Origin of the sequence: Rhodanobacter sp. AS-Z3 (assembly GCF_029224025.1) — a bacterium.
Lineage (GTDB): Bacteria > Pseudomonadota > Gammaproteobacteria > Xanthomonadales > Rhodanobacteraceae > Rhodanobacter.
Genome location: NZ_CP119392.1, coordinates 1623224 through 1639387 on the forward strand (window position 1 = coordinate 1623224; position 16164 = coordinate 1639387).

The 16164-nt window shown below is 60.6% G+C and carries 20 protein-coding genes; all 20 read left to right on the forward strand.

The genetic code is table 11. The features are described 5' to 3' along the window. Positions 1-38 precede the first annotated feature (38 nt). Complete coding sequence (rpoC, locus tag PY254_RS06955; RefSeq protein ID WP_281014741.1) at positions 39-4253, forward strand: DNA-directed RNA polymerase subunit beta'; 4215 nt, start codon at positions 39-41, stop codon at positions 4251-4253. Positions 4254-4430: 177 nt separating this feature from the next. Further along, complete coding sequence (gene rpsL, locus PY254_RS06960; RefSeq protein ID WP_007810190.1) at positions 4431-4805, forward strand: 30S ribosomal protein S12; 375 nt, start codon at positions 4431-4433, stop codon at positions 4803-4805. A 69-nt stretch (positions 4806-4874) separates the two neighbouring features. Next, positions 4875-5342, forward strand: a complete 468-nt coding sequence (rpsG, locus tag PY254_RS06965) for a 30S ribosomal protein S7 (protein ID WP_007514548.1) — start codon at positions 4875-4877, stop codon at positions 5340-5342. A gap of 172 nt (positions 5343-5514) precedes the next feature. After that, positions 5515-7644 (forward strand): elongation factor G, encoded by a 2130-nt coding sequence (gene fusA, locus PY254_RS06970; protein ID WP_281014742.1) that lies wholly within the window; start codon positions 5515-5517, stop codon positions 7642-7644. 120 nt (positions 7645-7764) lie between these two features. Beyond that, entirely contained in the window at positions 7765-8955 is a 1191-nt protein-coding gene (gene tuf, locus PY254_RS06975) for an elongation factor Tu (protein ID WP_281014743.1), read from the forward strand. Between the two features lie 443 nt (positions 8956-9398). Further along, on the forward strand, positions 9399-9710 hold the full coding sequence (rpsJ, locus tag PY254_RS06980; protein ID WP_007082173.1) for a 30S ribosomal protein S10: 312 nt from the start codon (positions 9399-9401) through the stop codon (positions 9708-9710). Positions 9711-9730: 20 nt separating this feature from the next. Then, a complete protein-coding gene (gene rplC / locus PY254_RS06985; protein ID WP_281014744.1) occupies positions 9731-10372 on the forward strand; it encodes a 50S ribosomal protein L3 in 642 nt (213 codons plus the stop codon). Between the two features lie 11 nt (positions 10373-10383). Further along, positions 10384-10986 (forward strand): 50S ribosomal protein L4, encoded by a 603-nt coding sequence (rplD, locus tag PY254_RS06990; protein ID WP_281014745.1) that lies wholly within the window; start codon positions 10384-10386, stop codon positions 10984-10986. Then, positions 10983-11276, forward strand: a complete 294-nt coding sequence (gene rplW / locus PY254_RS06995; protein ID WP_281014746.1) for a 50S ribosomal protein L23 — start codon at positions 10983-10985, stop codon at positions 11274-11276. Before rplD ends, rplW begins: the two co-directional genes overlap by 4 nt. Positions 11277-11293: 17 nt before the next feature. After that, complete coding sequence (gene rplB, locus PY254_RS07000; RefSeq protein ID WP_281014747.1) at positions 11294-12118, forward strand: 50S ribosomal protein L2; 825 nt, start codon at positions 11294-11296, stop codon at positions 12116-12118. A gap of 12 nt (positions 12119-12130) precedes the next feature. After that, a complete protein-coding gene (rpsS, locus tag PY254_RS07005) occupies positions 12131-12403 on the forward strand; it encodes a 30S ribosomal protein S19 (RefSeq protein ID WP_056386835.1) in 273 nt (90 codons plus the stop codon). Beyond that, positions 12403-12738, forward strand: a complete 336-nt coding sequence (gene rplV, locus PY254_RS07010) for a 50S ribosomal protein L22 (protein ID WP_281014748.1) — start codon at positions 12403-12405, stop codon at positions 12736-12738. Before rpsS ends, rplV begins: the two co-directional genes overlap by 1 nt. Before the next feature lie 15 nt (positions 12739-12753). Further along, entirely contained in the window at positions 12754-13506 is a 753-nt protein-coding gene (rpsC, locus tag PY254_RS07015; RefSeq protein ID WP_281014749.1) for a 30S ribosomal protein S3, read from the forward strand. Positions 13507-13517: 11 nt separating this feature from the next. Next, the gene (gene rplP / locus PY254_RS07020) at positions 13518-13931 is read left to right on the forward strand and encodes a 50S ribosomal protein L16 (protein ID WP_056386829.1); all 414 of its coding nucleotides are present in this window, start codon (positions 13518-13520) and stop codon (positions 13929-13931) included. Beyond that, a complete protein-coding gene (rpmC, locus tag PY254_RS07025) occupies positions 13931-14116 on the forward strand; it encodes a 50S ribosomal protein L29 (RefSeq protein ID WP_007808194.1) in 186 nt (61 codons plus the stop codon). Before rplP ends, rpmC begins: the two co-directional genes overlap by 1 nt. Positions 14117-14128: 12 nt before the next feature. Further along, entirely contained in the window at positions 14129-14389 is a 261-nt protein-coding gene (gene rpsQ / locus PY254_RS07030; protein WP_281014750.1) for a 30S ribosomal protein S17, read from the forward strand. A 14-nt stretch (positions 14390-14403) separates the two neighbouring features. Beyond that, positions 14404-14772: a 50S ribosomal protein L14 gene (gene rplN / locus PY254_RS07035; RefSeq protein ID WP_007513359.1), complete on the forward strand. Its 369-nt coding sequence runs from the start codon at positions 14404-14406 to the stop codon at positions 14770-14772. A 13-nt stretch (positions 14773-14785) separates the two neighbouring features. Further along, positions 14786-15100: a 50S ribosomal protein L24 gene (gene rplX / locus PY254_RS07040; RefSeq protein WP_179479286.1), complete on the forward strand. Its 315-nt coding sequence runs from the start codon at positions 14786-14788 to the stop codon at positions 15098-15100. 9 nt (positions 15101-15109) lie between these two features. Continuing rightward, the gene (gene rplE / locus PY254_RS07045; RefSeq protein ID WP_281015178.1) at positions 15110-15652 is read left to right on the forward strand and encodes a 50S ribosomal protein L5; all 543 of its coding nucleotides are present in this window, start codon (positions 15110-15112) and stop codon (positions 15650-15652) included. A 12-nt stretch (positions 15653-15664) separates the two neighbouring features. Then, positions 15665-15970: a 30S ribosomal protein S14 gene (gene rpsN / locus PY254_RS07050; protein WP_281014751.1), complete on the forward strand. Its 306-nt coding sequence runs from the start codon at positions 15665-15667 to the stop codon at positions 15968-15970. The last annotated feature ends 194 nt before the right edge of the window (positions 15971-16164 follow it).

A 16164-nucleotide genomic window follows, 5' to 3' on the forward strand; every position in this document is an offset into this window, starting at 1 on the left:
GACCTCGACCCAAGTATTTGCTCCGACCGGAGATTCAAATGAAAGACCTGCTCAATCTGTTCAACCAACAGCGCGCCACGCCGGACTTCGACGCGATCAAGATCGCGTTGGCGTCACCCGAGCTGATCCGCTCGTGGTCGTTCGGCGAAGTGAAGAAGCCGGAAACCATCAACTACCGCACCTTCAAGCCGGAACGTGACGGCTTGTTCTGCGCCGCGATCTTCGGACCGGTGAAGGACTATGAGTGCCTGTGCGGCAAGTACAAGCGCATGAAGCATCGTGGCGTCGTGTGCGAGAAGTGCGGCACGGAAGTGACGCTGGCCAAGGTGCGCCGCGAGCGCATGGGCCACATCGAGCTGGCCAGCCCGACCGCGCATATCTGGTTCCTCAAGTCGCTGCCCTCGCGCATCGGCCTGATGCTGGACATGACCCTGCGCGACATCGAGCGCATCCTGTACTTCGAGGCCTTCGTGGTGATCGATCCGGGCATGACGGCGCTGGAGCGCGGTCAGTTGCTCAGCGAAGACCAGTACCTGGAAGCGACCGAAGAACACGGTGACGAGTTCGACGCCCGCATGGGTGCCGAGGCGGTGTTCCACCTGCTGAAGTCGCTCGACCTGCCGGGCGAAGTCATCCGCCTGAAGGAAGAGATCACCTCCACCAATTCCGAGACCAAGCTGAAGCGGCTGACCAAGCGCGTAAAGCTGATCGAGGCGTTCCTGGAATCCGGCAACAAGCCGGAATGGATGGTGCTGACCGTGCTGCCCGTGCTGCCGCCGGACCTGCGTCCGCTGGTGCCGCTGGACGGTGGCCGCTTTGCGACCTCCGATCTGAACGATCTGTATCGTCGCGTGATCAACCGCAACAACCGCCTGAAGCGTCTGCTTGAACTCAATGCGCCGGACATCATCGTGCGCAACGAAAAGCGCATGCTGCAGGAATCGGTCGATGCGCTGCTCGACAACGGTCGCCGCGGCCGTGCCATCACCGGCACCAACAAGCGCGCGCTGAAGTCGCTTGCCGACATGATCAAGGGCAAGCAGGGCCGCTTCCGCCAGAACCTGCTCGGCAAGCGTGTGGACTACTCCGGTCGTTCGGTGATCGTGGTCGGCCCGACCCTGCGTCTGCACCAGTGCGGTCTGCCCAAGAAGATGGCGCTTGAGTTGTTCAAGCCGTTCATCTTCGCCAAGCTGCAGGCGCGTGGCGAAGCCACCACCATCAAGGCGGCGAAGAAGCTGGTCGAGCGCGAGGAGGCCCAGGTCTGGGACATCCTCGAAGAAGTGATCCGCGAACATCCGGTCATGCTCAATCGTGCGCCGACCCTGCATCGCCTCGGCATCCAGGCGTTCGAGCCGAAGCTGATCGAAGGCAAGGCGATCCAGCTGCATCCGCTCGTGTGTACGGCATTCAACGCCGACTTCGACGGTGACCAGATGGCCGTCCATGTGCCGCTGTCGATCGAGGCGCAGCTGGAAGCGCGTACCTTGATGATGTCGACCAACAACATCCTGTCGCCGGCGAACGGCGAGCCGATCATCGTGCCGACACAGGACGTGGTGCTGGGTTTGTATTACCTGACCCGCGAACTGATCAACGTCAAGGGCACCGGCATGGTGTTCTCCGGCATTGGTGAAGCGCGTCGCGCGTATGACAATCGTGCGGTGGAATTGCACGCCAAGGTCAAGGTGCGCATGAAGCTGGTGCACATCGCCGAAGACGGCACGCGCACCAACGAGACCAAGATTGTCGACACGACCGTCGGTCGCGCCCTGCTGGCCGAGATCCTGCCCGAGGGCCTCCCGTTCGAGCTCGCCAACACCGAGCTGACCAAGAAGAACATCTCGCGTCTGATCAACTCCAGCTATCGTCTGCTGGGTTTGAAGGACACGGTCGTCTTCGCCGATCAGCTGATGTACGCCGGCTATCGCTATGCGACCCGTTCGGGTATCTCGATCGGTATCGACGACATGCTGATTCCGGATGAGAAGAAGCCGATTCTGGAAGAAGCCGAGAAGGAAGTCGTCGAGATCCAGCAGCAGTATCAGTCAGGTCTGGTCACCGCCGGTGAGCGCTACAACAAGGTGGTCGACATCTGGTCGCGTACCAGCGAGCTGGTGGCCAAGGCGATGATTGACGGCATCGGCACCGAGAAGGTGAAAGATGCCGACGGCAAGATGGTCAATCAGAAGTCGATGAATTCGCTGTACATCATGGCGGACTCCGGCGCGCGTGGTTCCGTGGCGCAGATTCGTCAGCTGGCCGGTATGCGTGGCTTGATGGCACGTCCGGACGGCTCGATCATCGAGACCCCGATCAAGGCCAACTTCCGCGAAGGCCTGAACGTGCTGCAGTACTTCAACTCGACCCACGGTGCTCGTAAGGGCCTGGCCGATACCGCATTGAAGACTGCCAACTCCGGTTACCTGACCCGTCGCCTGGTCGACGTGGCGCAGGACGTGGTCATCACGATGGACGACTGCGGTACCGAAAACGGCGTCATGATGCAGCCGATCGTCGAAGGTGGCGATGTGGTCGAGCCGTTGCGTGAGCGCGTGCTCGGTCGCGTGGTGGTGGAAGACGTCTACGCCCCTGGCGACGACGATCAGGCCATTGTCACTCGCGATACGCTGCTCAACGAGGCGCTGGTCGAGAAGCTCGACAAGGCTGGCGTGCAGCTGATCAAGGTGCGTTCGCCGATTACCTGCGAAGCCGAACATGGCGTGTGCAAGCTCTGCTACGGTCGCGATCTGGCGCGTGGTCATCTGGTCAACATGGGTGAGGCTGTCGGTGTGGTTGCCGCGCAGTCGATCGGTGAGCCGGGTACCCAGCTGACCATGCGTACGTTCCATATCGGTGGTGCCGCTTCGCGTGCTGCTGCGGTGGACAACGTGACGGTGAAGACCACCGGCGCACTGAAGTACAACAACCTGAAGTCGGTGCAGCACAAGGCGGGCCACATGGTTGCGGTGTCACGTTCCGGCGAACTGAGCGTGATCGACGCCAGCGGCCGCGAGCGCGAGCGCTACAAGGTGCCGTACGGTGCCACCATTGCGGTCAAGGATGGTGCGCCGGTCAAGCCGGGCCAGACCGTGGCCAACTGGGACCCGCATACCCATCCGATCGTCACTGAAGTGGCCGGTGTGGTGCGCTTCATCGACTTCCTCGATGGCGTCACCGTGCAGAGCCAGACCGACGAACTGACCGGTCTGGAGTCGGCGGTGGTCACCGATCCGAAGCGCCGCGGTGCACAGGCGAAGGACCTGCGCCCGATCGTGCGTCTGGAAGATGCCAAGGGTCGCGAACTGAAGCTGCCGGGTACCGACATTGCCGCGCAGTACTTCCTGCCGGCCGGTGCGATCGTGTCGATCCAGAACGGTGCCGAAGTGGGCGTGGGCGACGTGGTTGCCCGTATCCCGCAGGAATCGTCGAAGACCCGCGACATCACCGGTGGTCTGCCGCGCGTGGCCGACTTGTTTGAAGCACGCAAGCCGAAAGAGCCGGCGATCCTCGCCGAGCGTTCGGGCATCATCAGCTTCGGCAAGGACACCAAGGGCAAGCAGCGCCTGGTGATCAAGGACGTCGACGGCAACGAGCACGAAGAGCTGATTCCGAAGTGGCGTCAGGTCATCGTGTTCGAAGGCGAACATGTCGAGAAGGGCGAAACCGTCGTCGACGGCGAGCCGAGCCCGCATGACATCCTGCGCCTGCTGGGTGTGGAGCCGCTGGCTTCCTATCTGGTCAAGGAAATTCAGGACGTCTATCGCCTGCAGGGCGTGAAGATCAACGACAAGCACATCGAAGCGATCATTCGCCAGATGTTGCGCAAGGTCGAGATCGTTGAGCCGGGTGACAGTCATTACCTGCGCGGCGAGCAGATTGAACGCGTGCGGATCAATGGTGAAAACGCGCGTGCAGAAGCCAAGGGCGAGCGACCGGCCGAGTATCAGTCGATCCTGCTGGGCATCACCAAGGCGTCGCTGGCCACCGAGTCGTTCATCTCGGCAGCCTCGTTCCAGGAAACCACTCGCGTCCTTACCGAGGCGGCGGTTCGTGGTACGCGCGACACCTTGCGCGGCTTGAAGGAAAATGTTATTGTCGGCCGTCTAATTCCGGCAGGTACAGGCTTGGCGTACCACGCATCGCGTCGTCGCCAGGGCGGTTTGTCCGCTTCGGATCTGGAAACTCTCTCCAGTTCCACGCCTGCAGCTTCGTTCTCCGAAGCTCTGGTCGGTAGTGAAAACGGTGTCGAGTAAGCCCGTTCAGGGTATTGCTCGCTGACATACGAAATGAGGTGCAAGGACGCACCTCGTGTTCGGGTCCAGGACGGCTGAGCGTTGGCTTGCCTATGGCAAGCTGCTCATGTTAAATTCCCGCTTCTTGGCAGACCGAGCTTGATCGGGCTGCCTTTATGTTTTCAGGAACAGCTACGCATGACGACAGTCAATCAGTTGGTGCGCAAATCGCGCAGCCCCAAGACCTACAAGAGCGGGTCGCCGGCCCTGCAGTCCAGCCCGCAGCGTCGTGGTGTCTGCACCCGCGTGTACACGACCACCCCGAAAAAGCCGAACTCGGCCCTGCGCAAGGTTGCCAAGGTGCGCCTGACGAATGGTTTCGAGGTCATCAGCTACATCGGTGGCGAAGGTCACAACCTGCAAGAGCATTCGGTGGTGCTGATCCGTGGCGGTCGCGTCAAGGACCTGCCCGGTGTGCGTTACCACACCGTGCGCGGCAGCCTCGACTGCGCCGGTGTGACCAAGCGCCGTCAGTCACGTTCGAAGTACGGCGCCAAGCGCCCGAAGAAGTAATGTCGCGCGGCCCTCGCTGGCCGCTTTACAGGCGGGCAGGAATGTCCGCGAAAATAACGGACAACAAACATGTCGCGTAAAGGTTCACATCCCGCCCGTCTGGTTCTGCCGGATCCCAAGCACGGTAGCCAGCTGATCGCTCGATTCATCAACATGGTGATGAAGAGCGGCAAGAAGTCGGTTGCTGAAAGCATCGTCTACGGTGCCTTGCAGCACATCGGCGAAAAGAATGCCGAGCCGGTGGCTCTGGTCGAGAAGGCACTGAACAACATCGCTCCGGCGGTCGAAGTAAAGTCCCGTCGCGTCGGCGGTGCCACCTATCAGGTGCCGGTTGAAGTGCGTCCAGGTCGCCGCATGGCGTTGGCGATGCGTTGGGTGATCGACGCGGCGCGCAAGCGCGGCGAGACCTCGATGCCGCGCAAGCTGGCTGCCGAGTTGCTGGAGGCCTCCGAGAGCCGCGGCGGCGCTGCCAAGAAGCGCGAAGAAACACACCGCATGGCCGAGGCCAACAAGGCCTTCTCGCACTACCGCTGGTAAGTGCGTCGTCCGCGCCGTCTTCAGTGGCGGTGCGGGCTGGTCGTAGGCGCTCGTGCCTCGACCTTGACGGTGAAAGAAGATCCGGCGCTCATGCCGGACTTTTCATACAAGCTGCAGCCCGGACGGCTGCGTGAATCCTGGGCTGGATCGCCCGATACAGGTAGAGATATCCATGGCACGTACCACTCCCATCGCGCGCTACCGCAATTTTGGCATCATGGCGCACATCGATGCTGGCAAGACCACCACGACCGAGCGCATCCTGTTCTATACCGGCGTCAGCCACAAGATTGGCGAAGTGCACGATGGTGCGGCCACGATGGACTGGATGGAGCAGGAGCAGGAGCGCGGTATCACCATTACGTCGGCGGCAACGACGGCGTTCTGGAAGGGTATGGATGGCTCCATGGAGCAGCATCGCTTCAACATCATTGATACCCCCGGACACGTCGACTTCACCATCGAAGTCGAGCGTTCGCTGCGCGTGCTTGATGGTGCGGTGTTCGTGTTGTGTGCGGTCGGTGGCGTGCAGCCGCAGTCCGAAACCGTGTGGCGTCAGGCCAACAAGTACAAGGTGCCGCGTCTTGCGTTCGTCAACAAGATGGATCGCACCGGCGCCAACTTCAACAAGGTGGTTGGCCAGCTGAAGTCCCGTCTGGGCGGCAACGCCGTGCCGATGCAGGTGCCGATTGGCGCCGAGGACGGCTTCGAGGGCGTGGTTGATCTGCTGAAGATGAAGGCGATCATCTGGGACATGGAATCCCAGGGCATGAAGTTTGAATATCGCGAGATTCCGGCTGAGCTTGCCGATGAGGCTGCCGAAGCTCACGCGTTCATGGTTGAGTCGGCGGCGGAAGCCACCGAAGAGCTGATGAACAAGTATCTGGAAGAGGGTGACCTGACCGAGGCGGAAATCATCGCTGGTCTGCGTCAACGCACCCTCGCCAACGAAATCATCCCGATGTTCTGCGGCACGGCGTTCAAGAACAAGGGCGTGCAGGCGATGCTCGACGCCGTTGTGCAGCTGCTGCCGTCGCCTTCGGATCGTCCGCCGGTTGCCGGCATCGACGAAGACGAAAAGGAAGCTAGTCGTCCTGCGGACGACAAGGCTCCGTTCTCGGCGTTGGCATTCAAGATCATGACTGACCCGTTCGTGGGTTCGCTGACCTTCTTCCGTGTCTATTCGGGCACGTTGAATTCCGGCGATGCGGTGTACAACCCGGTCAAGAGCAAGAAAGAGCGCGTCGGTCGTATCCTGCAGATGCACGCGAACGAGCGGCACGAGTTGAAGGAAGTGTGCGCTGGCGATATCGCCGCCGCCGTTGGCTTGAAGGATGTGACGACCGGCGACACCTTGTGCTCGCAGGAACACATCATCACGCTTGAGCGCATGGTTTTCCCGGAGCCAGTGATTTCGATGGCGGTCGAGCCGAAGACCAAGTCCGACCAGGAAAAGATGGGTATTGCGTTGGGTCGTCTGGCTGCAGAAGATCCGTCGTTCCGCGTGCGTACGGATGAAGAGTCGGGTCAGACCATCATCTCCGGCATGGGCGAGTTGCATCTGGATATTCTGGTCGATCGCATGCGCCGCGAATTCAATGTCGAGGCGAACGTCGGCAAGCCGCAGGTGGCTTACCGCGAGACGATCCGCACCAGCGACGTCAAGTCGGATTACAAGCACGCCAAGCAGTCGGGCGGCAAGGGTCAGTACGGTCACGTGGTGATCGAGATGTCGCCAATCAGTGCTGCCGATCGGGCTGACGAGAAGATCGCGGCTGGCATCAAGGACGACTTCCTGTTCATCAACGACATCACTGGTGGCGTGATTCCGAAGGAATTCATTCCTTCAATCGAGAAGGGTTTGCGCGAGACGATCACCAGTGGTCCGCTGGCCGGCTTCCCGGTGGTGAACGTCAAGGCCAAGTTGGTCTTCGGTTCCTACCATGACGTCGATTCGTCGGAAATGGCGTTCAAGCTGGCTGCGTCGATGGCGTTCAAGCAGGGCTTCGCGAAAGCCAGTCCGGTGTTGCTGGAACCGATCATGAAGGTTGAAATCGTGACGCCTGAGGATTACATGGGCGACGTGATGGGCGACATCAGCAAGCGTCGTGGCATGCTCACCGGCCAGGAAGATACGCCCTCGGGCAAGACCATCAATGCCGAGGTTCCGCTGGGTGAAATGTTCGGTTATGCGACCACGATTCGTTCGCTGACGCAGGGCCGGGCCACCTTCACGATGGAATTCGATCACTATGCCGAAGCGCCGACCAACGTCGCCGAGCAGGTGATGAAGAAGGCGTAAGCCGTGCGATCTTTTTGATCGCGGCAGCAAGGATCAAGACGCGGCTGTTGTTGGCTGCCGTCTCCAACGGCGCCCCTCGTGGACGCATTATCAAATTCAAGTTCTCTAGAGGTATGGGTCATGGCAAAGGGTAAATTCGAACGCACCAAGCCGCACGTCAACGTCGGCACGATTGGTCACGTGGATCACGGCAAGACGACGCTGACGGCAGCGCTGACGAAGGTCGGTGCAGAACGTTTCGGTGGCGAGTTCAAGGACTACAGCGCGATCGACGCGGCGCCGGAAGAGAAGGCGCGCGGCATCACGATCTCGACCGCTCACGTGGAATACGAGTCGCCGAAGCGCCACTACGCGCACGTCGACTGCCCGGGCCATGCTGACTATGTGAAGAACATGATCACCGGTGCGGCGCAGATGGACGGCGCGATCCTGGTGTGCTCGGCCGCAGACGGCCCGATGCCGCAGACCCGCGAGCACATCCTGCTGTCGCGTCAGGTTGGCGTGCCGTTCATCGTGGTCTACCTGAACAAGGCAGACATGGTCGATGACGCCGAGCTGCTTGAGCTGGTCGAGATGGAAGTGCGCGAGCTGCTTTCCAAGTACGACTTCCCGGGCGACGACACCCCGATGATCCACGGTTCGGCCAAGCTGGCGCTGGAAGGCGACCAGAGCGAGATTGGCGTGCCGTCGATCATCAAGCTGGTCGATGCGCTGGACAGCTACATCCCGGAGCCGGTGCGCGTGATTGACCGCCCGTTCCTGATGCCGGTGGAAGACGTGTTCTCGATCTCCGGCCGCGGCACCGTGGTGACCGGTCGTATCGAGCGCGGCATCATCAAGGTCGGCGACGAAATCGAAGTGGTCGGTATCCGCGACACGCAGAAGACCACCGTCACCGGCGTGGAAATGTTCCGCAAGCTGCTGGATCAGGGTCAGGCGGGCGACAACGCCGGTCTGCTGCTGCGCGGCCTGAAGCGTGACGACGTCGAGCGCGGCCAGGTGTTGGCCAAGCCGGGCACGATCACCCCGCATACCGACTTCGAGGCTGAGGTCTATGTGCTGTCGAAGGACGAGGGTGGCCGTCATACGCCGTTCTTCAAGGGCTACCGTCCGCAGTTCTACTTCCGCACCACCGACGTGACCGGCGCCTGCCAGTTGCCGGAAGGCGTGGAGATGGTGATGCCGGGCGACAACGTGAAGATGGTGGTGAGCCTGATCCACCCGATCGCGATGGACGAAGGCCTGCGTTTCGCCATTCGCGAAGGTGGCCGTACCGTCGGCGCCGGCGTGGTGGCGAAGGTCATCAAGTAAGTTCTGTTATCCCGGCAGCTTGCTGCCGGGATAACCCTTGTCGTTGATCCGGTCTACGGTCGGATGGCGTCAAGGCAGTGAGATGCATCACATTGCTTCGTACCCCTTCACTAATCGAAGATTAGTCGGTATACTTGGCAGCTCACTCGTTGATCAATCGCGTTTTTGATCAACTCACCGCGAAATGAGGTGCAGGATGCGCTTCGAGTTCGCTGGCCGTGGATCGGCCCTCGCAAGTTGACGTGATCGCAGGAGAAGTCCTGTTGATACGTCTTTTTGCGCGAGATTCGAATTGCACCAGGCGAGCTGATCCATGCTCGCCTGGTGTTTTTCAAAGAAGTCGCACGAAACATGCGCGACTTGGTCAAGTGGCAAAAGGTTGTGCGGGGCGGTGAGAAGCCGTTTCGTTTCACATTACGTTCTTTAGACAACAGGACACGGTTATGGCGAACCAGAAGATTCGGATTCGGCTGAAGGCATACGATCATCGACTGATCGACCGCTCGGCCAGCGAGATCGTCGAGACGGCTAAGCGCACGGGTGCCACGGTACTCGGCCCGATTCCGCTCCCGACCAAGATCGAGCGTTACACCATTCTGACGTCGCCGCACGTCGACAAGGATGCACGCGACCAGTACGAGACTCGTACCCACAAGCGTGTACTCGACATCGTCGACCCGAACGACAAAACCGTGGACGCGCTCATGAAGCTTGATCTCGCCGCTGGCGTCGATGTTCAGATCAAGCTCGGTTGAGCGACAGACAGGATACGAATATGAGTATCGGATTGGTTGGCCGCAAATGCGGCATGAGCCGACTCTTCACTGAAGATGGCCGCTCGATTCCGGTGACGCTGATTGAAGCGACGCCGAACCGGGTGACCCAGTTGAAGACGGACGATAACGATGGCTACAGCGCCGTCCAGGTTTCCGCTGGCACCAAGCGCGCGAATCTGTTGACGCAGCCGCTGAAGGGCCACTACGCGAAGGCCAAGGTTGAGCCGGGTCGTGGCTTGTGGGAATTCCGCGTTTCTGCCGATGACCTTGGCAAGTACGCCGTGGGCGCCGAGATCAAGGCTGACGACGTGTTCACCGTCGGCCAGATCGTTGACGTTGCCGGCGTTTCGAAAGGCAAGGGTTTCCAGGGCACGATCAAGCGCTGGAACTTCAAGATGGGTGACGCGACCCACGGTAACTCGCTGTCGCATCGCGCGCCGGGTTCCATCGGTCAGCGCCAGACTCCGGGTCGCGTTTTCCCCGGTAAAAAGATGTCCGGCCACATGGGTGCGGTGAATCGCACGCAGCAGGGTCTGGAAGTGGTCAAGGTCGACGTCGAGCGTCACCTGATTGCGGTGAAGGGCGCGGTACCGGGTGCAACCGGTGGCGACGTCATCATCGTGCCGACGACCAAGGGTTGAGGAGAGACGCCATGGAACTCAATGTTATTGGCGCCAAGCCGCTCAGCGTGTCGGACGAAGTGTTCGGCGGTGAGTACAAAAAGGCCCTGGTCCACCAAGTCGTGATCGCCTATCAGGCGGCCGGTCGTGCAGGTACGCAGTCGCAGCTCTCACGCGGCGAGATGTCCGGCACCACCAAGAAGTTCAAGAAGCAGAAGGGCGGCGGTGCCCGCCACGGTGACTATCGCGCTCCGATCTTCGTCGGTGGCGGTCGTACCTTCGCGGCGAAGCCGCGCAGCTACGAGCAGAAGGTCAACCGCAAGGCTTACCGTGTCGCTATTCGTTCGATCTTCTCCGAGCTGATTCGTCAGGATCGTCTGAAGGTCGTTGAGACTTTCGGCATCGAAGCGCCGAAGACCTCGTCGATGGTTGCCAAGCTGGCTGAGCTGGAAGTGTCCGGTCGCGTGCTGCTGGTGTCGGAAGATGCCTCCGAGTCCGTGTTCCTGGCCGCCCGCAACATCCCTTATATCCACGTGCTGGATGTGATGGGTCTGAACCCGGTCAGCCTGGTCGGTTCCGACCATGTGGTGATGACGGTCGACGCCGTGAAGAAAGTCCAGGAGTGGCTGGCATGAACAACGAACGCATTCTCGATACGCTGCGCGCGCCGCATATTTCCGAGAAATCGGCGCGTCTCGCCGAGCACAATCAGTACGTATTCGTGGTCGCCCCGACGGCGACCAAGGCCGATGTCCGTGCTGCCGTGGAAGGTTTGTTCGACGTCAAGGTCGAGCAGGTCAACCTCGTCAACACCAAGGGCAAGGTCAAAGCCTTTCGTCAACGCGCTGGCAGCCGCCAGGGCAAGCGTAAGGCCTACGTGCGTCTTGCCGATGGCCAGACCATCGACGTCGCCGCCAAGGCCTGAGCCAGGAGTTCTTTGAAATGGCACTAATTCACCACAAGCCGACCTCGCCGGGTCGTCGCGACGCAGTCAGCGTCAAGACGGAAGGGCTGTACAAGGGCGCGCCGTACGCGGCGTTGACCGAGTCGCAGTCCCGCACTGGCGGCCGCAACCACCACGGTCGCATCACCGTGCGTCATCGCGGCGGCGGTCACAAGCAGCATTACCGCATCATCGATTTCAAGCGCGACAAGGAAGGCATTGCCGCCCGCGTCGAGCGTATCGAATACGATCCGAACCGCACCGCGCACATCGCGTTGCTGTGCTACGCCGATGGCGAGCGTCGTTACATCATCGCGCCGAAGGGCGTGCAGGTGGATGACCGTCTGGTGTCGGGTCGTGATGCGCCGATCAAGGCTGGCAACTGCCTGCAGCTGCGCAACATCCCGATGGGTAGCACCATTCACTGCATCGAACTGCGTCCCGGCAAGGGCGCGCAGATTGCGCGCAGTGCCGGCGCCTCGGTGCAGCTGGTTGCCCGTGAGTCTGGTTATGCCACGCTGCGTCTTCGCTCCGGCGAAATGCGTCGCGTCTCGGTCGATTGCCGCGCCACCATTGGTGAAGTCGGCAACGGCGAGCACAGCCTGAAGAAGCTCGGCAAGGCTGGCGCGAAGCGCTGGCTGGGTATTCGCCCGACCGTTCGCGGTGTGGTGATGAACCCGGTCGACCATCCGCACGGTGGTGGTGAAGGCAAGACCTCCGGCGGTCGTCATCCGGTCAGCCCGTGGGGCACGCCGGCCAAGGGTTACAAGACCCGTAACAACAAGCGCACGCAGCAGTTCATCGTGCGTCGTCGTACCAAGTAACAGGAAGCCGACATGCCTCGCTCTTTGAAGAAAGGTCCGTTCGTCGACCTTCACCTCGTAAAGAAGGTGGAAGCTGCGGTTTCCGCCCACAACAAGCGCCCGATCAAGACCTGGTCGCGTCGCTCGATGATCCTGCCGGAAATGGTCGGCTTGACCATTGCCATCCACAACGGCCGTCAGCACGTGCCCGTTCTGATCAACGAGAACATGGTCGGGCACAAGCTCGGCGAGTTCGCGGTGACCCGCACGTTCAAAGGCCATGTCGGCGACAAGAAGGGCAAGTGATGAGCACTGAAGCCAAAGCGATCCTGCGCGGCGCCCGCATTTCGGCGCAAAAGGCACGCCTGGTGGCTGATCTGGTCCGCGGGCTTCCCGTGGGCCGAGCCAGCGACGTGCTCACCTTTACCAACAAGAAAGCCGCGCTCCTTGTCCGCAAGGTGCTGCTGTCGGCCGTCGCCAACGCCGAGAACAATCTCGGTGCCGACGTCGATGAGCTGAAAGTGGCCAGCATCTTCGTGGACGAAGGTCCGGCGATGAAGCGTATGTATGCCCGCGCCAAAGGCCGCGGTTCGCGCATTCTCAAGCGCACCAGCCACATCACTGTGGTTGTTGGCAACTAACCGAGGATAGAGACGATGGGTCATAAAGTTCATCCCACCGGTATCCGCCTCGGCATTGCCAAGGACTGGAACTCGAAGTGGTTCGCCAACAAGCGTGATTACGCGAAGTATCTCGTGGCCGATATCAAGGTCCGCGATATGCTGAAGAAGAAGCTGGCCGCTGCCGGCATCTCGAAAATCCAGATCGAGCGTCCGGCCAAAACCGCACGCGTGACGATCCACACCGCCCGTCCGGGCGTGGTGATCGGCAAGAAGGGCGAGGATATCGAGAAGCTGCGCAAGGAAGTCAGCGACATGATGGGCGTTCCGACGCACATCAACGTCAACGAAGTGCGCAAGCCCGAGCTCGACGCACAGCTGGTTGCCGAGTCGATCGCGCAACAGCTTGAGCGCCGCATCATGTTCCGTCGGGCAATGAAGCGCTCGGTCGGCAACGCGATGCGCCTGGGCGCACTGGGCATCAAGATCAACGTCTCCGGTCGTCTGAACGGTGCCGAGATCGCTCGTTCCGAGTGGGCTCGTGAGGGTCGCGTGCCGCTGCATACGTTGCGCGCAGACATTGACTACGGTACGGCCGAGGCGAAAACCACCTACGGCATCATCGGTATCAAGGTCTGGGTCTACAAGGGTGAGATCTTCGATTTGGCTGCTGCCAGCCAGGAAACGAAGGACGAACCGTCGCAGCCGCGCCGCGAAGGTGGCGAAGGTCGTCGTAACGATTCGCGTCGCGAGGCCGGTGACGGCCGCCGCGAGCGGTCTGCGAAGTAAGGAGAGTTGCCATGTTGCAACCTAAGCGAACCAAATACCGCAAGCAGTTCAAGGGCCGTAATGACGGTCTGGCGCAATGCTCCAACCTCGTCAGCTTTGGCGAGTACGGCCTGAAGGCGACGACTCACGGTGCGCTTACCGCGCGTCAGATCGAAGCCGCACGTCGTTGCATCACCCGCTTCGTCAAGCGTGGCGGCAAGTTGTGGATTCGTGTGTTCCCCGACAAGCCGATCACCAAGAAGCCCATCGAAGTCCGTATGGGTGCCGGCAAGGGCAGCGTCGAGTTCTGGGTCGCTCCGATCCAGCCTGGTCGCATGCTTTACGAGATCGAGGGCGTTGACGAGTTGACTGCGCGCGAGGCGTTCCGCCTCGCCGCTGCCAAGCTCTCGGTGCAGACTCAGTTTGTGACACGGGCGGTGATGTGATGGCCAGCAAAGATATCAATAACCAGTCGGCCGACGAGCTGAAGCAGCATCTGCTGGACCTGCGCAAGGAGCAGTTCAATCTGCGCATGCAAAAGGGTTCCGGCCAGCTCACCCAGCCGCACCAGCTGCGCCGCGTTCGGCGCGACATCGCCCGCACGAAGTTCGTGCTCGGCAGCAAGAAGTAAGGGACGGCCGACATGAGCGACAACAAGAAGCAGACGCGTACCCTTGAGGGCCGCGTCACCAGCAACAAGATGGACAAGACGGTTACCGTCCTGATCGAGCGTCAGGAGCAGCATTGGTTGCTCGGCAAGATCATTCGCCGGTCAACCAAGTTGCACGCGCAGGACGACCTGGGTGCGAACGAGGGTGACCTCGTGCGTATCGCCGAGTGCCGTCCATTGTCCAAGACCAAACATCACCGCGTGGTTGAGATCATCACGCGCGCCAACGTCTAAGGGAGGGTGCAGACATGATCCAGATGCAGAGCACGCTTTCCGCAGCGGACAATAGCGGCGCGAAGGAATTGATGTGCATCAAGGTGCTCGGCGGCTCCAAGCGCCGTTACGCCGCGATCGGTGACGTGATCAAAGTCACCGTGAAAGATGCGATTCCGCGCGGCAAGGTCAAGAAGGGCGAAGTTTACAACGCCGTGGTGGTTCGTACCGCCAAGGGTGTGCGTCGTCCCGATGGTTCGCTGATCCGTTTTGACGGCAACGCAGCGGTCCTCCTCAACAACAAGCTCGAGCCTATCGGCACCCGTATTTTCGGACCGGTTACCCGCGAGCTGCGCAGCGAGAAGTTCATGAAGATCGTCTCGCTTGCTCCCGAAGTGCTCTGAGCGGAGTCAAGATATGAACCGTATCCGCAAGGGTGATCAGGTCCTCGTGATCACCGGCAAAAACAAGGGTCAGCGCGGCGATGTGCTGCGTGTTGCAGACGATCGTGTATTCGTCTCCAACGTGAACCTGGTCAAGCGTCACACCAAGCCGAATCCGCAGGCCAATCAGGCCGGTGGCATCGTCGAGCGTGAGGCTTCGATCCATCTCTCCAATGTGCAGCTGTTCAACCCCGCCACGAACAAGGGTGAACGCGTCGGCACCAAAACGCTCGAAGATGGGCGCAAGGTCCGCGTGTTCCGTTCGAATGGCGAGGTCGTGGACGCGTAAGGAATCACGATCATGACCCGCCTCGAAAATTTCTACAAAGAACAGGTAGTCGCCAAGCTCACCGAGCAGTTCGGCTACCAGAACGTGATGCAGGTTCCCCGCATCACCAAGATCACGCTGAACATGGGCGTGGGCGAAGCTGCCGGCAACAAGAAGATTCTTGAAAACGCCGTGGCCGACATGGCCAAGCTTTCCGGCCAGAAGCCGATCACGACCAAGGCCCGCGTTTCAGTGGCTTCGTTCAAGATTCGTGACGGCTGGCCGATTGGTTGCAAGGTCACTCTGCGCCGTGCCCAGATGTGGGAGTTCATGGACCGCCTGATCAACATCTCGCTGCCGCGCGTGCGCGACTTCCGTGGTGTGTCGGCAAAAGCGTTTGACGGTCGTGGCAACTACAACTTCGGTATCAAGGAACAGATCATCTTTCCTGAAATCGACTTCGACCAGGTTGATGCGTTGCGCGGCATGGATATCTCCATCGCCACCACCGCCAAGACTGACGAAGAGGCGAAAGCCCTGCTGACCGCGTTCAGCTTCCCGTTCCGCAACTGATAGGCGTTATCCATGGCCAAGACATCAATGGTGAACCGCGATATCAAGCGGACCAAACTCGTGCAGAAGTTCGCCGCCAAGCGCGCTGAGCTCAAGGCGATCGTGCAGAGCCCCAAGGCCTCTTACGAGGAGAAGATGGAAGCTCAGACGAAGCTGCAGAAGCAGCCGCGCGACGCATGCCCAGCACGTCAGCGTACGCGTTGCGCCCTGACGGGTCGCCCGCGTGCCGTCTATGCGAAGTTTGGGCTGGGTCGCAACAAGCTGCGCGAAGCAACCATGCGCGGCGACGTGCCGGGTCTGCGCAAGGCCAGCTGGTAATCAAACAACGTTCCTCGCCGGTTTGACGGGTCGTGTTCCCGTCAGCCGGTTGCTCGACCGCAGCCATTGCTGCAGTCGTTGGATGCGACTACCGCGTCGTTATTCGCCAAAACCTGAAATAGCTGTTATAGTCGGCGGTCTGCGCAAAGCAGACTGGCGCTTTTGCCAGCTCACAATTTGATTGATTTCCGGTT

Coding starts and splice junctions, on each gene's coding strand:
- rpsS (WP_056386835.1), top strand. CDS start 12,131: ATGCCTCGCTCTTTGAAGAAAGGTCCGTTCGTCGACCTTCACCTCGTA.
- rpsJ (WP_007082173.1), top strand. CDS start 9,399: ATGGCGAACCAGAAGATTCGGATTCGGCTGAAGGCATACGATCATCGA.
- rpsG (WP_007514548.1), top strand. CDS start 4,875: ATGTCGCGTAAAGGTTCACATCCCGCCCGTCTGGTTCTGCCGGATCCC.
- rplN (WP_007513359.1), top strand. CDS start 14,404: ATGATCCAGATGCAGAGCACGCTTTCCGCAGCGGACAATAGCGGCGCG.
- rpmC (WP_007808194.1), top strand. CDS start 13,931: ATGGCCAGCAAAGATATCAATAACCAGTCGGCCGACGAGCTGAAGCAG.
- rplW (WP_281014746.1), top strand. CDS start 10,983: ATGAACAACGAACGCATTCTCGATACGCTGCGCGCGCCGCATATTTCC.
- fusA (WP_281014742.1), top strand. CDS start 5,515: ATGGCACGTACCACTCCCATCGCGCGCTACCGCAATTTTGGCATCATG.
- rpsL (WP_007810190.1), top strand. CDS start 4,431: ATGACGACAGTCAATCAGTTGGTGCGCAAATCGCGCAGCCCCAAGACC.
- tuf (WP_281014743.1), top strand. CDS start 7,765: ATGGCAAAGGGTAAATTCGAACGCACCAAGCCGCACGTCAACGTCGGC.
- rplV (WP_281014748.1), top strand. CDS start 12,403: ATGAGCACTGAAGCCAAAGCGATCCTGCGCGGCGCCCGCATTTCGGCG.
- rplX (WP_179479286.1), top strand. CDS start 14,786: ATGAACCGTATCCGCAAGGGTGATCAGGTCCTCGTGATCACCGGCAAA.
- rplC (WP_281014744.1), top strand. CDS start 9,731: ATGAGTATCGGATTGGTTGGCCGCAAATGCGGCATGAGCCGACTCTTC.
- rplD (WP_281014745.1), top strand. CDS start 10,384: ATGGAACTCAATGTTATTGGCGCCAAGCCGCTCAGCGTGTCGGACGAA.
- rpoC (WP_281014741.1), top strand. CDS start 39: ATGAAAGACCTGCTCAATCTGTTCAACCAACAGCGCGCCACGCCGGAC.
- rpsQ (WP_281014750.1), top strand. CDS start 14,129: ATGAGCGACAACAAGAAGCAGACGCGTACCCTTGAGGGCCGCGTCACC.
- rplB (WP_281014747.1), top strand. CDS start 11,294: ATGGCACTAATTCACCACAAGCCGACCTCGCCGGGTCGTCGCGACGCA.
- rpsN (WP_281014751.1), top strand. CDS start 15,665: ATGGCCAAGACATCAATGGTGAACCGCGATATCAAGCGGACCAAACTC.
- rpsC (WP_281014749.1), top strand. CDS start 12,754: ATGGGTCATAAAGTTCATCCCACCGGTATCCGCCTCGGCATTGCCAAG.
- rplP (WP_056386829.1), top strand. CDS start 13,518: ATGTTGCAACCTAAGCGAACCAAATACCGCAAGCAGTTCAAGGGCCGT.